16 protein-coding genes and 1 riboswitch are annotated in these 15,565 nt (G+C 42.1%); of the genes, 6 read left to right on the top strand and 10 right to left on the bottom strand.

The annotated features are described in order from the left end of the window. Positions 1 to 6: 6 nt before the first annotated feature. The 10 genes from KVG29_RS04925 to KVG29_RS04880 all read right to left on the bottom strand — a co-directional run bounded on the left by KVG29_RS04925 (position 7) and on the right by KVG29_RS04880 (position 9,054). Entirely contained in the window at positions 7 to 939 is a 933-nt protein-coding gene (locus KVG29_RS04925) for a GTP 3',8-cyclase MoaA (RefSeq protein ID WP_252227058.1), read from the bottom strand. A gap of 16 nt (positions 940 to 955) precedes the next feature. Beyond that, positions 956 to 2,119, bottom strand: coding sequence for a molybdopterin molybdotransferase MoeA (locus tag KVG29_RS04920; protein WP_252227056.1), 1,164 nt, complete (start codon positions 2,117 to 2,119; stop codon positions 956 to 958). Continuing rightward, complete coding sequence (locus KVG29_RS04915) at positions 2,116 to 3,333, bottom strand: molybdopterin molybdotransferase MoeA (protein WP_252227055.1); 1,218 nt, start codon at positions 3,331 to 3,333, stop codon at positions 2,116 to 2,118. The genes KVG29_RS04920 and KVG29_RS04915 overlap by 4 nt, the downstream gene beginning before the upstream one ends. A gap of 120 nt (positions 3,334 to 3,453) precedes the next feature. Next, entirely contained in the window at positions 3,454 to 4,023 is a 570-nt protein-coding gene (locus tag KVG29_RS04910) for an ATP-binding cassette domain-containing protein (protein ID WP_252227053.1), read from the bottom strand. Continuing rightward, positions 4,016 to 4,648, bottom strand: coding sequence for an ABC transporter permease (locus KVG29_RS04905; protein WP_252227051.1), 633 nt, complete (start codon positions 4,646 to 4,648; stop codon positions 4,016 to 4,018). Before KVG29_RS04905 ends, KVG29_RS04910 begins: the two co-directional genes overlap by 8 nt. A 27-nt stretch (positions 4,649 to 4,675) precedes the next feature. Further along, complete coding sequence (locus tag KVG29_RS04900) at positions 4,676 to 5,473, bottom strand: ABC transporter substrate-binding protein (protein WP_252227050.1); 798 nt, start codon at positions 5,471 to 5,473, stop codon at positions 4,676 to 4,678. Positions 5,474 to 5,844: 371 nt separating this feature from the next. Continuing rightward, a riboswitch (molybdenum cofactor riboswitch) is annotated at positions 5,845 to 5,995 on the bottom strand. Beyond that, a complete protein-coding gene (locus KVG29_RS04895; RefSeq protein WP_252227048.1) occupies positions 5,990 to 6,670 on the bottom strand; it encodes a HesA/MoeB/ThiF family protein in 681 nt (226 codons plus the stop codon). (Overlaps the previous riboswitch by 6 nt.) A 7-nt stretch (positions 6,671 to 6,677) precedes the next feature. Then, positions 6,678 to 6,908: a MoaD/ThiS family protein gene (locus KVG29_RS04890; RefSeq protein WP_252227046.1), complete on the bottom strand. Its 231-nt coding sequence runs from the start codon at positions 6,906 to 6,908 to the stop codon at positions 6,678 to 6,680. Further along, positions 6,883 to 8,643 carry an aldehyde ferredoxin oxidoreductase N-terminal domain-containing protein gene (locus KVG29_RS04885; protein WP_252227045.1) on the bottom strand — a complete coding sequence of 587 codons (1,761 nt, stop codon included), beginning with the start codon at positions 8,641 to 8,643 and terminating at the stop codon, positions 6,883 to 6,885. The genes KVG29_RS04890 and KVG29_RS04885 overlap by 26 nt, the downstream gene beginning before the upstream one ends. Beyond that, positions 8,644 to 9,054 carry a 4Fe-4S binding protein gene (locus KVG29_RS04880; protein ID WP_252227044.1) on the bottom strand — a complete coding sequence of 137 codons (411 nt, stop codon included), beginning with the start codon at positions 9,052 to 9,054 and terminating at the stop codon, positions 8,644 to 8,646. 246 nt (positions 9,055 to 9,300) lie between these two features. On the opposite strand from KVG29_RS04880, the gene KVG29_RS04875 reads away from it, so the two are divergent. The 6 genes from KVG29_RS04875 (at position 9,301) to KVG29_RS04850 (ending at position 15,230) form a co-directional block, all read left to right on the top strand. Next, complete coding sequence (locus KVG29_RS04875; RefSeq protein ID WP_420840527.1) at positions 9,301 to 9,759, top strand: lipoyl protein ligase domain-containing protein; 459 nt, start codon at positions 9,301 to 9,303, stop codon at positions 9,757 to 9,759. Between the two features lies 1 nt (position 9,760). Next, positions 9,761 to 10,630, top strand: coding sequence for a lipoyl synthase (lipA, locus tag KVG29_RS04870; protein WP_252227041.1), 870 nt, complete (start codon positions 9,761 to 9,763; stop codon positions 10,628 to 10,630). A 112-nt stretch (positions 10,631 to 10,742) separates the two neighbouring features. Beyond that, positions 10,743 to 11,381 carry a hypothetical protein gene (locus KVG29_RS04865; protein WP_252227039.1) on the top strand — a complete coding sequence of 213 codons (639 nt, stop codon included), beginning with the start codon at positions 10,743 to 10,745 and terminating at the stop codon, positions 11,379 to 11,381. Between the two features lie 310 nt (positions 11,382 to 11,691). Then, positions 11,692 to 12,972, top strand: coding sequence for an HD-GYP domain-containing protein (locus tag KVG29_RS04860; RefSeq protein ID WP_338084617.1), 1,281 nt, complete (start codon positions 11,692 to 11,694; stop codon positions 12,970 to 12,972). Between the two features lie 11 nt (positions 12,973 to 12,983). Further along, on the top strand, positions 12,984 to 13,514 hold the full coding sequence (locus KVG29_RS04855) for a DUF5317 domain-containing protein (RefSeq protein ID WP_252227035.1): 531 nt from the start codon (positions 12,984 to 12,986) through the stop codon (positions 13,512 to 13,514). Between the two features lie 276 nt (positions 13,515 to 13,790). Continuing rightward, complete coding sequence (locus KVG29_RS04850; protein WP_252227033.1) at positions 13,791 to 15,230, top strand: hypothetical protein; 1,440 nt, start codon at positions 13,791 to 13,793, stop codon at positions 15,228 to 15,230. The last annotated feature ends 335 nt before the right edge of the window (positions 15,231 to 15,565 follow it).

The raw sequence follows: 15,565 nt of genomic DNA, 5'->3' as shown, positions 1-15,565 counted from the left end.
TGTTTTTCAACCTCCTATCTTAAACATCATTGCGTTTGTGGTTGCGCTCCTTGTAAATTTCTTTTTCATAACGAACTGCTTTATCCTCTCGGCCAAAACATCCTCTGAGCTGAGGTGTTCTTTAAGGTCAAGCCCATCTTCATCAAAAAGGCAGTTATGAAGAATACCTTTTGATGAGACCCTCACCTTATTGCACCGGCTGCAAAAATGGTCCGATATCGCTCTTATAAAACCTACAACGCTGTCAAAATCTTTGATGTAATAGTATTTTGCAACAGATTTTTCACAGCCATCAACCTTTTGAAAATCTTTAAACCTTTTCAAGACGTCGTGCGTGCTCACAAACTCCTTGTTAAATATGCGGTTGGCCACCCCAATGGGCATAAGCTCAATAAACCTCACAACGACGTTGTTGGTTTTGGCAAACAAGATTAAATCCTCCACCTCATCGAAATTTACCGTTTTCAATAAAACCGCATTGAGCTTTACCCTCTTAAACCTCGACAGCGTTTGGATGGCATTTACCACCACATCAAGCCCGTCCACACCGGTTAATTCACGGTATTTTTGTCTATCCAGCGTATCAAGAGAAATATTGATGCCGCTCAGCCTGCTTTCAATAATCCTCTGAATACAGTCATCATGCAAAAAGCCGTTGGTGGTAACGTTTATATTCTGTATCCCCAAATCATACGCAAAGTCTATTATGTCAAATACATCATTCCTCAAAAAAGGTTCACCGCCGGTAAGCCTGAGCTTCTTTATGCCCAGCTTTTTAAAAGCGGAAATTATCCTGAACACGTCTTGCTTTGTAAGCTCCCCGGCATCAGTATCACAAGCGCATACATCCCTTGTCCTGCAGTACCTGCAGAAAAAATTGCACCTCTCGGTTATTGAAAGCCTCAAATATTCAATTTCCCTGGAGAATCCGTCTCGCATCTTACCTCTCACCTTTTTAAATCAATTTAACCTCGACAAGGCTTCCCTCTTCCAATAGATCCGCATTAACGGGGATCACTATATATCCGTCTGCCCTTTTTAAGCTCGATATCACGCTTGCACCCCTCTTGAGCACCCTGGCCAGATTCCTGCCCTGGTCATCTTCTATGCTCACCCTGATGTACTCCTCAGCTCCCATATCCGAAAAAAGCCTTCTCTCAAGCAATGCCCAAATCGTCTTTTGCTTTGGGTTTAAGTTATAAGCATTGAAGAATGCCTTCAAAAACAGCTCCATCACTGCAAAGAACATAGAAACGGGGTACCCCGGAAGCCCCATCACCAGCTTTTTGTCCACCCTGCCAATAATGGTGGGTTTGCCGGGTTTTATTGCCACGCCGTGCACAATCACCTCTCCCAGCCTGGAAATGGCCTCGGCAGTTAAGTCCATATCTCCCTTTGAGGAGCCGCCATTTATAAATAATACGTCATATTTTCTCAAGAGATTTTCCATTCTGCCTGTAAGTTCAGCAATATCATTAGGTGCTGGCTCAAAAACGCTTACATCAAACCCATATTTCTTTAGCAGATTGCTGAAGATCACCGAATTAAACTCTACAAGCTGGTCTTCTCTTTCAATCACGTCCACAAGCTCATCGCCGGTGGGCAGAAAGGCCACCTTGGGCATTTTATAAACCTCAACTTCCCTGTATCCCCCCACTTTCAAATACACCTGCTCAAACTCGGTAAGTAGCTCTCCCTTTTTCACTATCACCTGGCCTTTCTGTACGTCCTCGCCTTTCAATCGAACGTTCTGGCGTGGATAATAGCTTTTAAAAATCTTTATACCCCTATCCTCTTTTTGCGCCTCTTCAAAGGGTACCACAGCGTCAAAGCTTTTTATGCTGTGTCCCGTTTGAACGACTTCAAAGTTTTGAATCATCTTGGGCTGCGCATCGGTGGCATCATACGTTTCCTGCGCGTTTACCGCATATCCATCCATGGCAGCAACATCAACAGGCGGACAGGTATTTACCGAAAAATAATCCTGGGAGGCAAAACGATTACCGGCTTCGTATATTGAAATTGTTTCTTTCCCTAAAACCAAATATTCCTTTAAAATTTTTTCTATTCTATCCCTTGCCACATCGGGCACCACAGCAGCGAAATGATAATCCTTCACAGCAACACCACCTCAACCAAATCCCCCGGCTTCAAACCCGTCCTTGTTGCCTCAATCTTGACATACCCCGATGCATTGTTCAGAAGATTTATCGAACCGGATTTTCCGTACAAAGGCTCTGCTAAAATCTCATCCGAGTAAATCAGCTTTACAAATACGAACTCGGTCCTGCCGCTTGAAGCAGCAAAACCCGATTTCAGCCTTGCCAAAACCTTACCACCGGCTGTATCCTGTTGATGCAGCAGTATATCAAACAGCTTTTTAACAAAGAATTTAAATATAAACAGGCACGACACTGGATGCCCCGGAAGTCCAAACACTGCTTTATTACCTGCTTTTGCTATAATAGTGGGCTTCCCGGGCTTTATTGATATCCCATCAACCAGGATTCTGGCCTCATCCAAACTTTGTATGGCCCTCAGCGTGTTGTCATACGTTCCAACCGAACTGCCACCTGATATTAGCACAACGTCGTTCTCTGAAACAGCTCTTGAAAGAATGCCTACCAAAGCCTCATAATCATCCTTTACAATCCCGTACAACTTCGGAACAGCATATTCCTGTTTCAGTGCGCTGTACAGAGTGTATGAGTTTACATCGTAAATTTTTGCTCCCTCCAGGGGCTGGTCCTGCATGATTATCTCATCGCCGGTTGAAATGATCCCCACCTTGAGCCTTGAGAAAACCTCTACTTCCTTCTGGCCCACCGCTGCCAAAACGCCTATTTGTGGTGCCCTGAGCCTCTGGTATTTCTTCACGATTGTGCAACCCTTACCCACATCTTCTCCTCTTTTCAAGATGTTCTCATTCGGCCTTGCCGGCTTAAAGACGAAGACCTTCCCCTCCTGCTCAACGGTATTCTCTAGCATGACCACGGCGTCAGCACCTTTAGGGACGGCGCCACCCGTAAAAATCTTTGCCGCCTGACCCTCTTGTATTTTAAAATCCGGTATCTCCCCTGTCTTAACCTCCCCTATAAGGTCAAAAACAGCCGGATTCTCATCGTTGGCCGCAAATGTTCTTTGGCACCTAACGGCATATCCATCCACCGTTGACTTGTCAAAATGTGGGACATCTATATTTGCTTCAATATCCTTTGCACAAATTCGATCAGCCGCTTCATACAGCGGCACCCTTTCGATATCCGGGATAAAACCAGAAAACTCTTGCTGCAAGATATCAAATACTTCGGATTCGGTTTTAAAAACCTTCATATATTTATCACCCACTCCATTTTCATATTTTCAATCAACAAAACAGCGAGTTACAACCCTACAAAGTGCATAGCAATTTACAGCAACATCGCTTAAATACGCGCGGGTTTATCCTAAAATTTAACACTTTATGCAACAATCCTCAAACCAGATAGTTTTGGCCGGGACAGCTATTGTGGAATCATGGGTTACCGTTATTATGCATCTCTTACTCGAATCCTGCGATATAAGTTCAAACATAAAGTTTTTGACCCGGCCATCCAGGTATGTGTCGGGCTCATCTAGAAATAAAACCTCCGAATCAGTATAAAACGCCCTTAAAAATGCTATAAGCTGCCTTTGTCCCAGCGAAAGAGAAAAAATGTTGGCATCGGGGTTAATTGAAAACTTATCCAGCACACTACGGACTCTAGTAAGCGCGCCACATCCTGCCCCCAGGAATATGTTATAAAGCACGCTTCCTTTGAAAAAGTATGGCTGCTGAGGAAGCATAACTCTTTTGTCGAACGCATTTTTAATCACACCTTTAAAATCCCCGTCCTTGCCAAACAACATTCTTAAAAAAGTGGTCTTGCCGCAGCCGTTTGGCCCTTTTATGATATACAAACCTCTTTTCTCAAACTTTAAACTTTCGCAGTAAAACAGCAGCTTATCTCCTATGTATTTCTCTACATTCTTTACCTCAATCAACTATATCACCCTGCAACACCTGCAAAGCTGTATTGAACCCAAAAGAAATAGCAAGCAAAATCAGGCCCAACATAAGCGCTCGAGAAAACTCACCCTTTGAAACCTCATGGATTATGGCAGTTGTCAGTATCCTGGTCTCGCCCTCGATGTTGCCACCCACAATGAGCACCGCCCCCACCTCGGAGATTGCTCGGGAGAGCCCCAATACCGACGCATATATGAGTTCCCGTGAATACTCCCGTATCATAATGAGGTATCTTTTCTTGCCCCTTATATCCAGGTAATCAAGGTTATCCAGCAGTACAAAGATATTTTTAAGCCCCGATAAGGTGTACAGTATTACAATGGGCACTATCAAAATCACCTGGGCAATAACCATAGCCCACTTGGTAAAAAGGATGTTCAAAAATCCCAGCGGCCCTTTATTAGAAAGCATCATATACACCACCAGCCCCGCCAAAACCGGCGGCAGTCCCGACAGGGTATACACCGCTCTAATTATAAACCTTCGCCCTTTAAACCTTTTAATTTTGAGAATATACCCTGAGGGTACAGCAAGCAGTATCGAAATCAAAGTTGACGGAATACACACAATAAGTGTCGATAAGACAATATTGCCCACCATTGCCCCTACCTCAATGCTGTTTTTAAATTATTCGCACAATTTATAAACCTGATTTTTAAAGTACTTCTGATTAAACTCTTCAACCAGTGCCTTAAACTTGCTGCCTTTAAAAAATTCCTCAAAAATTGGCACCTCCTCTCTCGCAGAAGAAAGGGCAAAATAGTAAACATTCATCAAGACCTCTTCATTCGGGCCTTGATAAATTACATCCAAGCTGTCCAGCTTATCTTTCATCTTATAAAAAGTAGCTTCATCAGTAAGGATAAAAGCCCGCTTTTCGTTTGCAAGGTTCAAGCTCATGCCCATGCCCTGTCCCGATTTTATATAACCATCGAAATCGGGCTGGGTCCTTGCCAAATTCCATATCTCAAGCTCCCTTATATAAGTCGCCGAGTTGTCAGCGCGGGACACAAATGGCAAATCATTGTTTTTGATTATTAAAAAAGCCTCCTGAATGGAACTGGCATTTTCAAACAAACTTTTTGCATCCTTAGGACCAACAAGTATAAAACGGTTATAGACCAATGGGATATACCCATTTATATATCCTTCATCCAGAAGCTCATACAAAAATGATTTCTCGTGTATGATTATCCCATTAACGTCTTTATTCCTAAACATCTTAACGGCCTGCCCGCTGCCGACAGAAATAAAATTGAGCTTAATGCCATACTCCTCCTCAAAGGATGGAAATACAAAATCCAAAAAGCCGCTGTCGTATATGCTAGTGGTGGTAGCTATTTTTAATGTAGTTGCAGGCTTTAACCTTTGGCAGCCTGTAAATAATACAACTAACATCAAAAGTAACATCGCATACCTTTTCATTGCCAAAGTGCCTCCTCTTTAAAATTCTACATATTCTCATAAAGTAACCACCATCTACCATAGGGACATGAGCTCCAAGAGAAGCTGGACAGCCAACTCCCCCTTATTCTTCATTCTGCTGCAAAGGAACCCGTTCCAGCGACTCTCTCGTAGCTCACATACGTAATCACATGAGCATATTGGCTCTCGGGGCGAGTACCCTCACTCTCTCAGTATGGTTCACATACTCATCACTGACTGCCTGACAACATCAAGATTTGCAAGATATTTTCTTTCATGCAGTTCATCTCACACTTGCAGAAGATGAAGTCTTCTTGCCGAGTTACAACTAAAAAAGGGACGCTCCCCGCTTTAAAAAGGCAAAAGAACATCCCTTCTACCCCGTCCTTCCTTTCCAAAGCGGGAGGCGCAGCGGTTTCCCGCAAACTGCACCCTATCGGCCAAAGCACCATAAAGGAAAAACCTAAAGTATCATTGGTGTTTCCCTTCTTAGGCTGCAATGGCTCGGAAAGACATCTAAAATTCAAAAACCCTGTATTCGTTTGTCAAAAGATTGACAACCAAGCACTTGCCCGCAAGGGGCTTCCCCTTACCTGATACAAGTTTACAGAACTCGGAAAGCTCAAGGGCTGCCGTCAGCATGGGCGCAAACACCGGGTTCCCAAGCACTTTCTCAGCCCCCTGATCACTGGCGTCTCTAAAGAGCCTTTCTATAGATGGTGTATGTTTTGTTATTACCGTCACCTGCACATACCATCCCGCACATCCACCATGGATCAGAACTTTATCGGTGTCTTGCACAAACTTAGATAGCTCCTTCCTTATCTCGATATTATCAGTGGCATCAAATATATAATCTGTTTCTCCCAGAAAATCATGGAGATTCTCCAGACAGGCTTTCTGGCTGACGGACTGAAAACGCACCCTTGGATTTATTTCCTTCACCCTCCTTTCAGCCTCGATGACTTTGGGGCTGCCCAGATTGTTAACGGTGGATAAAACCTGCCTGTTTAAGTTTGTCTCATCAAATACATCCTTATCGACTACCACGATCTCTTTCACTCCAAGGCGTGCCAGCCCTTCTATCACAAACCCACCGATTCCTCCTGCACCAACCACAGCAGCCGTCGTTTGAAACATTCTTTCTTGCCCTTCGCAGGTAAGCGTACCTATGTTCTTTATATACCTCTTTTCCACTTAAGCATTACCCCCCAGTCGCAAAAGGCAAAATATACACCTCATCGCCTTCAGAAAGGATATAATCAAAGTCCACCCTTTTTTCATTTACGATTACAAAACCAATCCTGTCCAGGGGTATATTCAGTCTTTGAAGCAACTTTTGCACATTAAAGCCTGGTTCTACCTCCATTTCAAACTTTCCGGTTTTGCTGCCGTACTTTTCAAAAAAGTCATTGACCTCTACTCCAATCAGCATATTCCTTCTCTACCCTCTCTATATACATTTTTAAAAGCTTATTTAACCTTTCTTCGTCCATCCTGCCCCAAAGAGTGGGCGTCTCAAACACCCTTTTCGGGAATCTGTAATTCTCAAGGGAAAACCCCAGTTCTTTCTTGATTTTAAGCTTTGTAAAGAATATATCGTTCCCCAGCCTTGTCAGGTCATCATCCGTCCAATCAATGCCGATAGAATGCAGGGCCTTTAAGATAGTGGGTCTGTCATACACCTTTCGGGCAAACAGACAGATGCATAGCGACGTCAAAACGTTTCTTTCCTTCTCCTCCTTTATCACATAATCCACTATTTCTTCATCCCTGAGCTCTTTGGCGGTTTGGTCGTATGAATATCCTGCATTATCGAGATGCGAATGCCTTGCGCCAACCGTCTGCCCCAGCGCAAAAGCATATCCGGTATGATAACCTGCCATCTCATTACCGCCGTACAGCAGCGCAAACTCTTGGCCACCGTATTTCTTAACCGCTTCATTCAAGCCGTTCCCTATGGTATAATAAAACTCGTTTGCCCTGTCTGCAATATAATCTATGGCCTTGATGTACTCCTTAGTATTTCCAAATTCAAGGTCTACCAAGGTGTCTTGCTTTGTTATAAGCCCTTTTTGCAGGGCCTCAGTAGCCCATGCCAGCACCACTCCCGTGGTCATGGCATCAAGTCCAGCAAGCTCTACCTCTTCGATTATCTCCAGCACCTCATCGCTGGTTCTTATCCCAAGCAGACTGCCCAGCGCATATATGAGTTCATGGTCATATGAGACAGCTATTGATTCATATTCATACCCCTTGTCAAACTCTCTCCTGAATTGCCCTATGTGAATGCAGCCTATGGGGCAACCGGTGCAGGAGACCTTTCTTATGAGATTTTTCTCGGCAAACGTCTCCCCCGATATATCATCCGCATGCTCAAAAGTCGACTGTAAAAGATTCTTAGTGGGCAGAGAATTTATGGCATTAAGCACCTTTATGTTTATAGGCGTTCCAAGCTCGTGATACTTGGCCATGGCATCGGTCTGGGTTGCTTTTTTATATATCTCCTGATAAGTCTTAAAGTATTCCTTTAAGTTGGAAATTGGCAGGTCCCTCTCACCCATGATTATCATGGCTTTCAGGTTTTTGCTGCCAAATACCGTACCCATGCCCAACCTTCCAAAGTGCCTGTAGGTGTCCACATTGACGCACGAATAGGTCACAAGGTTTTCGCCGGCCCTGCCAATTCTTATAATGCTTCTTTTACCCGGCCCTGGCTCTCTTTCCCTAACCACCCTGCCTACCTCTTCTATATCAAGCCCCCACATCGCCCGGGCATCCTTAAACTCTATACTCCTATCGGTTATTGACAAATAAGTAGGCTTGTCCGCCCTGCCTGTTATAACAATAGCATCATATCCCGCATTGCGCATGGCCATGGCCAGCCTTCCACCGGCATGGCTTTCACCGTACTCGCCCGTGTGGGGCGATATAAAGGTTGCAACTGCCTTGGTTACAACAGGGAATATAGTAGAAAGCGGCCCAATTGAGATTATCAGCGGCTGCTCTTTATGTAGCGGCGGCAGGTCCTTCTTCATGTTTTCCTCAAGAAGCTTTGCAGCCACACCAGTCCCGCCAAGGTATCTATACAGGTCCTTTCTCTCTTTAATATCTGCCTTTCTGTTTTGTAGGTCTATATAGAGTACCCTTATAAAGTCATTCCCCAGCATCTACTCCATCACCTCTTCCATGCTCAAGCAGTTGTGCGGGCACATCCTCACACACGCCCCGCAGTGCTTGCATACTATTGGTATTTTTCTGTCATAGTCCATGTGAATTGAACCAACTATGCATGCAGAAACGCATTTTTCACATGCAATACACCTTTCGCGGATCAATTTCACTCCCCCACCAGGACGCCTGACAAGCGCATTTGTGGGACAAGCTTCAGCACAGGCAGGCTCCTTACAGGCAACGCAAATCGTTGCCGCAAACTTGCTTTGAAGCCCTCCCCTCGTCTTGACCTTTATGGAGCTTTTTGCAAGATTGTGATTGTTATGATTCACAGCAGCGCATGTAAGCATACACGTAAAGCATCCGAGGCACTTGTTCATGTTGTCAGCTCTCAATACTTTTGTCAATCAAATCACCACCTGAGATCTATATTGTTTTCTCACACATCGTTTTATTTTTAACAAAGTTTATTATAGCATTGAAAACGCAAGTTCACAATATTCAATTTGCTAATTTTTTAACAAAAATTATCTTGTTCATTCGTTATTCTTTATAAAAAGAGCTTACTCTAAACAAAATACAGATGAATTCCCCATCAAAGCATGGTAAAATATTATTTGTAAATTCAGACACTTAGGAGTGAAAAAATTGTGATGCATGAACCCAAATTTTACAAATTCACTAATAATTGTGTTAATGTAGCTCTATTAGGACTTGTTCCCTATGAACAAGGGTTAAGTATTCAAGAAAAATTTTTTCGTCTCCGAGAGGAACAAAAAATAGGGGATATAATGTTGTTATTGGAACATCCACCGGTGATAACCGTTGGTAGACGAGGTAAAGAATCCAATATACTGCTCTCTCAAGAAGAATTAATCGCCCGCGGTATAAGAGTATATCACATCGATCGCGGAGGATTGGAATATTTCAAATGGATTAACCCTTGCGGCATAACAGATCAAAGTATGACATCTCTGGAAAATATTACAGGTCATAAACACGATATAACTAAAGTTATGCTGCAGGTTGCTTCATACTTTGCAAAAATATTTCAAACCAATTACCAAATTATAGATAAACATGAATGGTCCAGTTGGTTGAAGGAGGATTAACATGCCTTCAAGAAAACCCGAGTGGTTGAAAATACGTGTTAGAAGCGGACATAACCAAGAACATGTGGAAGCACTGATCGATTCTCTTTCCCTTAATACCGTATGCCATGAAGCCAATTGTCCCAACCGTATGGAGTGTTTCAATAAAGGGACTGCTACTTTCATGATTTTGGGGAAAATATGTACAAGAAGCTGCACCTTCTGCAATGTTACAAAAGGCAATCCCCAGCCAATAGATCCTATGGAGCCTATACGTGTAGCTCAGGCTGTTAAAATACTACAAATTAAACACGCTGTAATAACTTCGGTTACCAGAGATGACCTTCCTGATGGAGGTGCTGCACATTTTGCAGAGGTGATAAAACAAATAAAGAGGCTTTGTCCTAATGTAACAGTAGAGGTTCTTATCCCTGATTTCCAAGGGAGTATAGAGGCTTTAATCCAAGTAATACAGGCCGGCCCTGAGGTTATAAACCATAATGTAGAAACAGTCCCAAGACTTTATCCCCGCATTCGTCCTCAAGCGGAATACTACCGCTCGCTTGACCTTTTAAAAAACGTAAAAAGGATTAATAATAATATCTTCACCAAATCAGGTATTATGGTTGGCCTAGGAGAAAAATTTCATGAAGTAGTGGAAGTAATGAAAGACTTACGAGATTGTGGATGTGACTTTCTAACCATAGGGCAGTATTTAGCTCCTTCCTCTTCCCACTATCCTGTCATTGAATACGTTCATCCTGAAATTTTTGAAGAATATAGAGCACTGGCTCTTAAAATGGGATTCTCCTTTGTAGCCTCAGGTCCCCTGGTAAGAAGCTCCTATCACGCCGAAAAAGCCCTCAAATCCAAGGATACATTAAATATCTGAATTTTGTACAAACTTTTAAAAACAAAAAGGATTTTACAAAAATACGGCGAAATATGTTATAAATGGGTATAATTTTTTGAGTATTTTTAACGTAAGGGGGATATACGAATTTATGACACTAGACCACTCAAAGATTCAAGAATATGAATCTTTCTTAAACAAAATTCCGGGGATTATATCCTCAAAAATAGTACTGAACCAAGAAGGTAACATAGTTGAACTTCATATATTGGCAAGTACAGCCCGAAATCCCAAACAAATTTCTCGAGATGTACAGTCTGCACTCATGGCAAAATACGGCATCCCCCTTGACTACAAGGTGATAAGCATTGCGCAGATACAGGATGAAAGTGAAATATGCCGTAGCAACTCCCGCCTTGTTCTCAAAAACATTTCCATAAGTATGGAGGATTCACAAATTGAAGCAAGAGTCGTCCTAACAAAAGACGACAAGGCGTTTGAAGGCATCTCCCGGGGGATAAACTTTACCCAGGGGCGCTTTCGAGCGTTAGCTGAGGCAACCATAAATGCCATACAGCAATTTCTGGGCGGCGAGTGTATGTTCAGCGTGATAGATATACAGAAAACCACAATTTCAGGGAAACCCGTTTGCATTGTGGCAGTTTCTCAAGTTGCTGAACAGATTGAAAACTTTCTTGTAGGTTCATCCCCCATAGAGCAAGATGACAATAAAGCAGTTGTGAAGGCAGTGCTGGACGCATTAAATAGAAAATTGGGTAAATATGCTTGAGAGTAAAATAACAGCCGACTTCAAAGCACCAGACGTCCTAATGTTCTTGCCAGATAGGCCAAACCCCGGTTCTTCGCTTAAATTTTCTGACTTTTATAAGCGGAGCGGAGAAAAGCCTGCCTAATTAGCGAAGGGCAGAGAACTCAAAACAGGAGGGTGTAAAGCCATGAAGAAGATTCTGGGGTTCATAGTCGCCCTGATTTCTCTCATTCTGGCAGGCGGCGCGGGATTTTTCTGGTGGTAATTTGAACTAAAAAGCTGGGGTTTGGCCATTTAAATACACAACAAAAAGCGGAGGTAGCAAAACAGGATGAACAAAAAGGCCGTTTTTTTCCTGAGCATCGTATCCATCATGGGGTTATTCCTGATATCGGTTTCGATATATAACATGCCGAAAATCCAAATATACGAACTTATACTCTGGACTCTGCTTGCAGGGATGAGCCAATCCTTTCTAGTTCTATTTATGCAAAACGGAGTGTTGAGTGTAGTTTTTGCAATTATACTTGCAGCACATCTATATCAAGGAACGTATTTCGCCGTTATAGTTGCAGCAAGTAGTGTATTATTTCAATTCTATCATCCTAGAAAAGGTGTTTATGAACACGTGTTTAATAGACCGTTTTATAAAACGCTGTTTAACATGTCAAATCTTGCAATAAGCGCATATATATCGGGCAGCGTATACCAAGCCATGTACAACACGCTGCAAGCAGGCAACAATCTCTATCTGTATATGCTCTGTTTGCTTACATACATAACCCTGTTTTTGCTTTTTAATTCTTCTGTACTTATTCTTCTCATGACCTTCCTTAAGCAGCAACCGTTTTTTAAGTTGTGGAAAAAAAATATCCTGTGGGCAATACCCAATTTCTACGCTCTCGCTCCTTTTGGGTATTTTATATACCTGCTCTACCAAATCCCCAACGGCCATATATATGTGATATTGCTGTTCGGCCCATTGCTTCTTGCGCGTTATTCATTCCAGCTTTATCTTGACTCGAAAAAGAGGTATTATCAAATCATACAAACCCTTACGGCGGCAATTGAAGCGAAAGATAAATATACAGAAGGGCATTCCAAACGGGTAGAGATGTATGCTGAAAAAATTGCACAAAAGCTTAAACTACCTTCTTCCAAGATTGAATCTATAAAAGTGGCAGCCCTGTTACATGATATAGGTAAGATAGGAATAGAAGACTTTATTTTACGTAAACCCGAATCGCTCTCCGAAGAGGAATGGGAAAAAATCAGGCAACATCCCAATATCGGGTTAAAAATACTAGAAGATGTGGATTTTTCCGATGACGTAAAAGAATTTATAAAAAGTCACCATGAAAGATACGATGGAAAAGGTTACCCCCAGGGTCTCAAAGGCTCAGAAATACCGATTGAGGCTTATATCATTGCGGCAGCCGACGCCTATGATGCCCTTACCTCTGATAGACCCTATCGCAAGGCTTTTACACCACAAGAGGCTATAGATATTATCAAGCAAAATAAAGGAACCCAATTTCATCCCCTAGTGGCAGATGCTTTAATCAGCGTAGTACAAGAAATTTGTTTAACTAAAGCACCACAGAAAGGATGAAATTCTTTGCCATGGTAGCAGCTATAGTCATTGCGTTAAGCCTTTTTTTGGCCTTCATTAGAGGAGGACAGTTAAACAGGCTAAAAAATGTTAACCTTCGTTTGCCGCATCTAGCAATTGTGTCCTTTATTTTAGATTTTTTCCCTTCTCATTTAAACCATGTCCCCTCATGGGTACTGTTTATAGTATTTATAGTTAAATACGCATTGCTGTTTATGTTCATATTCTTCAACAGCAAACATAAACACATAAAAATCATAGGAATGGGAATTCTGATGAACTTTTTAGTAATACTCTTAAATGGTGGAGCTATGCCGGTATCCCGCCATGCACTTGAAATCCCCTCGCTGGCCAAACAGATAGAGATGATTCAATCCGGCGTACTTACCAACTACACCTTGATGACCGACAAAACCCCTTTATGGATTTTAGCTGACATAATCTACATCCCTTGGCCTAAAGAGCAATTTATCAGCATAGGGGATATCACAATAATGCTTGGCATATTTCTACTTATACAGGATATAATTCTGACTGAGTAAATGCACGTTAATGCACCTCTTTTCGCCAATGTGAGGATTTTGACTGTGCAATGTCCTTTTCGTAATATTAAAAGCTTAAACACAATTACGTCTTTTTCATTCCTATTCAACATCCAAAATTCCCCATAAATTTCAAAACTATTAAATTGATAAGCTACTGTTTAAGCATTAAACACAAAGCTTTAACATTATTTTACGTTTTAAGAAAATAAAATGTAACAATTGCATGATACACTAGTTATAGAAAGATCCAATATTGAAATAGAGGTGAATCTAATGACGAAATTTAAAATACTGCTTATCATATCTGCCATCATAATGCTGGTCATAGCAATGGCAGGTTGTGGTGTAGAAAATCAAGCCAAAGATTATCTTCCTAACTCACAACAGCAAAACCGTCTCGAAGATGTTACTCAAGCCCCTTCAAACGAAGTTCCTCAAGAAGACACACAACCCCAGAAAGAGACACAAAATGGTAGTCGACCTCAAGACGAGGGAGTAAATAATGATTCTCAGCTACCCGGCCAAAAGGTTGATGACAAATTGCTTGATATAGAAAAAATAGCCCGGCTTCTTCCTATACGCACTGGTTATCAATGGTCATATTATGGCTTTGCTGAATACGGGCACCGGATGGTACTGGAAACCATATCAAAAGAAGATAACGCTATAGTTTACCACATAAGCGGAGAGGTAGACGATATGTCAGGAGGAGAATCAAAACAGGACCTATCCTTTTCGGTAACCTACACCGTAAAGCCAGGCGTGCTCATACAAAATACAACAGGCCGAGCCATGATGGATACCCCATTCAAAGACCTGGACCTCATCAGGGCACCGTTGCAGAAAGGAAACAGTTGGCTCCAAAAAACCGCTAAAAAAGACGGCACTGAAATTACCTTAAAGTCGACTATTACCGACATCAGGGAAGAAAATGGCCAAAAAATATATACGGTGCTCTACGAAGATACGCAAAGCGAGTATTACGAAAAGCGTGAGATAAAGGAAGGGGTAGGGATCTTATCCTACGAAAAGCTCTACATGGATCCAAATGGCAATTTCCCTATAGGATATTATATTTACTATCCCGGCACAGGCTACAGAAACAAGTTGGAAATAGATGCCTATTTACCTAAACTCAATACCCCGCTCAGATATTTCGGCCTTGCCGAATACGGGCATGTAGGCGTCCTTAAGAAGATCTCAAGCACATCAGACAACGCCATATATGAATTTCAAGGAAAGTACCAAGACGGGTCAGGAATAGATGATGAATTTAGAGTGAGGTACTATATTGACTACGTAAAGGGCACAGTAACCGAGAGAGTTATGTCGAGTACCCGATTTGATCCACCCGAAGTAAACTCCAAGCTGCACAACCTGGTCATATTAAAAACACCATTCAAAGAGGGAGCAACATGGAGCCACAGCACTCGGATAAACGGGAAGGAATATAAGGTAACAGCTAAAATAAAGGAATATGACCCCACAACGGGCAGAATAAAGGTAACCTATACAGTCAAGGGCGTACCCGGGTATTTTCAAAATACCTATATAGAGGAACGCATATTTGAGCGTGGTCGGGGCATGGTAGGTTTTTCTAACCTTATGCCAGGAGATATACCTATAAGTGAAGCCGATGCAAAAGACAGTAAAAAGCTAGAAGAAGCCCTTATCAATCACATGTTTGGATATTCACTGAGCCCTGAATCTTAAAAGCCGGAGCATTTGGCTCCGGCTTTTTCACGTACACCGATTTCAAATCTTTTTAAAAAGGCGGCATCGCAAAATTATCGCAAGATTTTACTATAATATTCATCAACCGGCAAGCTATAACCCCTCATAGGGGTATTACACAAGCTTTTTTGTCCATTTTTGATAATTTAAAGAGTTTCTTGCTTATTAGTCCTATAGATATTGTAATACCGAGTCTCCGCATGTCAAAAACAGGTAATTAAATTACATATATTACCAAAAGGATTTTTGGATTTTTTGTCGAATATATATCCCCTGTAGAAAGATGCAGGGGTGATTGTGAATGGATATAAATG

Origin of the sequence: Caldicoprobacter algeriensis (assembly GCF_023838525.1) — a bacterium.
Classification (GTDB): domain Bacteria; phylum Bacillota; class Clostridia; order Caldicoprobacterales; family Caldicoprobacteraceae; genus Caldicoprobacter; species Caldicoprobacter algeriensis.
Note: the sequence above shows the minus strand (reverse complement) of the source record. Positions and strands in the feature narration are given on the sequence as shown.

Bases quoted from the DNA above. Each gene is read 5' to 3' on its own strand.
- KVG29_RS04885 (WP_252227045.1), bottom strand. From the start codon at position 8,643: ATGCTGGGGAATGACTTTATAAGGGTACTCTATATAGACCTACAAAAC.
- KVG29_RS04890 (WP_252227046.1), bottom strand. From the start codon at position 6,908: ATGCTGATTGGAGTAGAGGTCAATGACTTTTTTGAAAAGTACGGCAGC.
- lipA (WP_252227041.1), top strand. From the start codon at position 9,761: ATGCCTTCAAGAAAACCCGAGTGGTTGAAAATACGTGTTAGAAGCGGA.
- KVG29_RS04925 (WP_252227058.1), bottom strand. From the start codon at position 939: ATGCGAGACGGATTCTCCAGGGAAATTGAATATTTGAGGCTTTCAATA.
- KVG29_RS04850 (WP_252227033.1), top strand. From the start codon at position 13,791: ATGACGAAATTTAAAATACTGCTTATCATATCTGCCATCATAATGCTG.
- KVG29_RS04855 (WP_252227035.1), top strand. From the start codon at position 12,984: ATGGTAGCAGCTATAGTCATTGCGTTAAGCCTTTTTTTGGCCTTCATT.
- KVG29_RS04905 (WP_252227051.1), bottom strand. From the start codon at position 4,648: ATGGTGGGCAATATTGTCTTATCGACACTTATTGTGTGTATTCCGTCA.
- KVG29_RS04915 (WP_252227055.1), bottom strand. From the start codon at position 3,333: ATGAAGGTTTTTAAAACCGAATCCGAAGTATTTGATATCTTGCAGCAA.
- KVG29_RS04860 (WP_338084617.1), top strand. From the start codon at position 11,692: ATGAACAAAAAGGCCGTTTTTTTCCTGAGCATCGTATCCATCATGGGG.
- KVG29_RS04875 (WP_420840527.1), top strand. From the start codon at position 9,301: ATGCATGAACCCAAATTTTACAAATTCACTAATAATTGTGTTAATGTA.
- KVG29_RS04865 (WP_252227039.1), top strand. From the start codon at position 10,743: ATGACACTAGACCACTCAAAGATTCAAGAATATGAATCTTTCTTAAAC.
- KVG29_RS04900 (WP_252227050.1), bottom strand. From the start codon at position 5,473: ATGAAAAGGTATGCGATGTTACTTTTGATGTTAGTTGTATTATTTACA.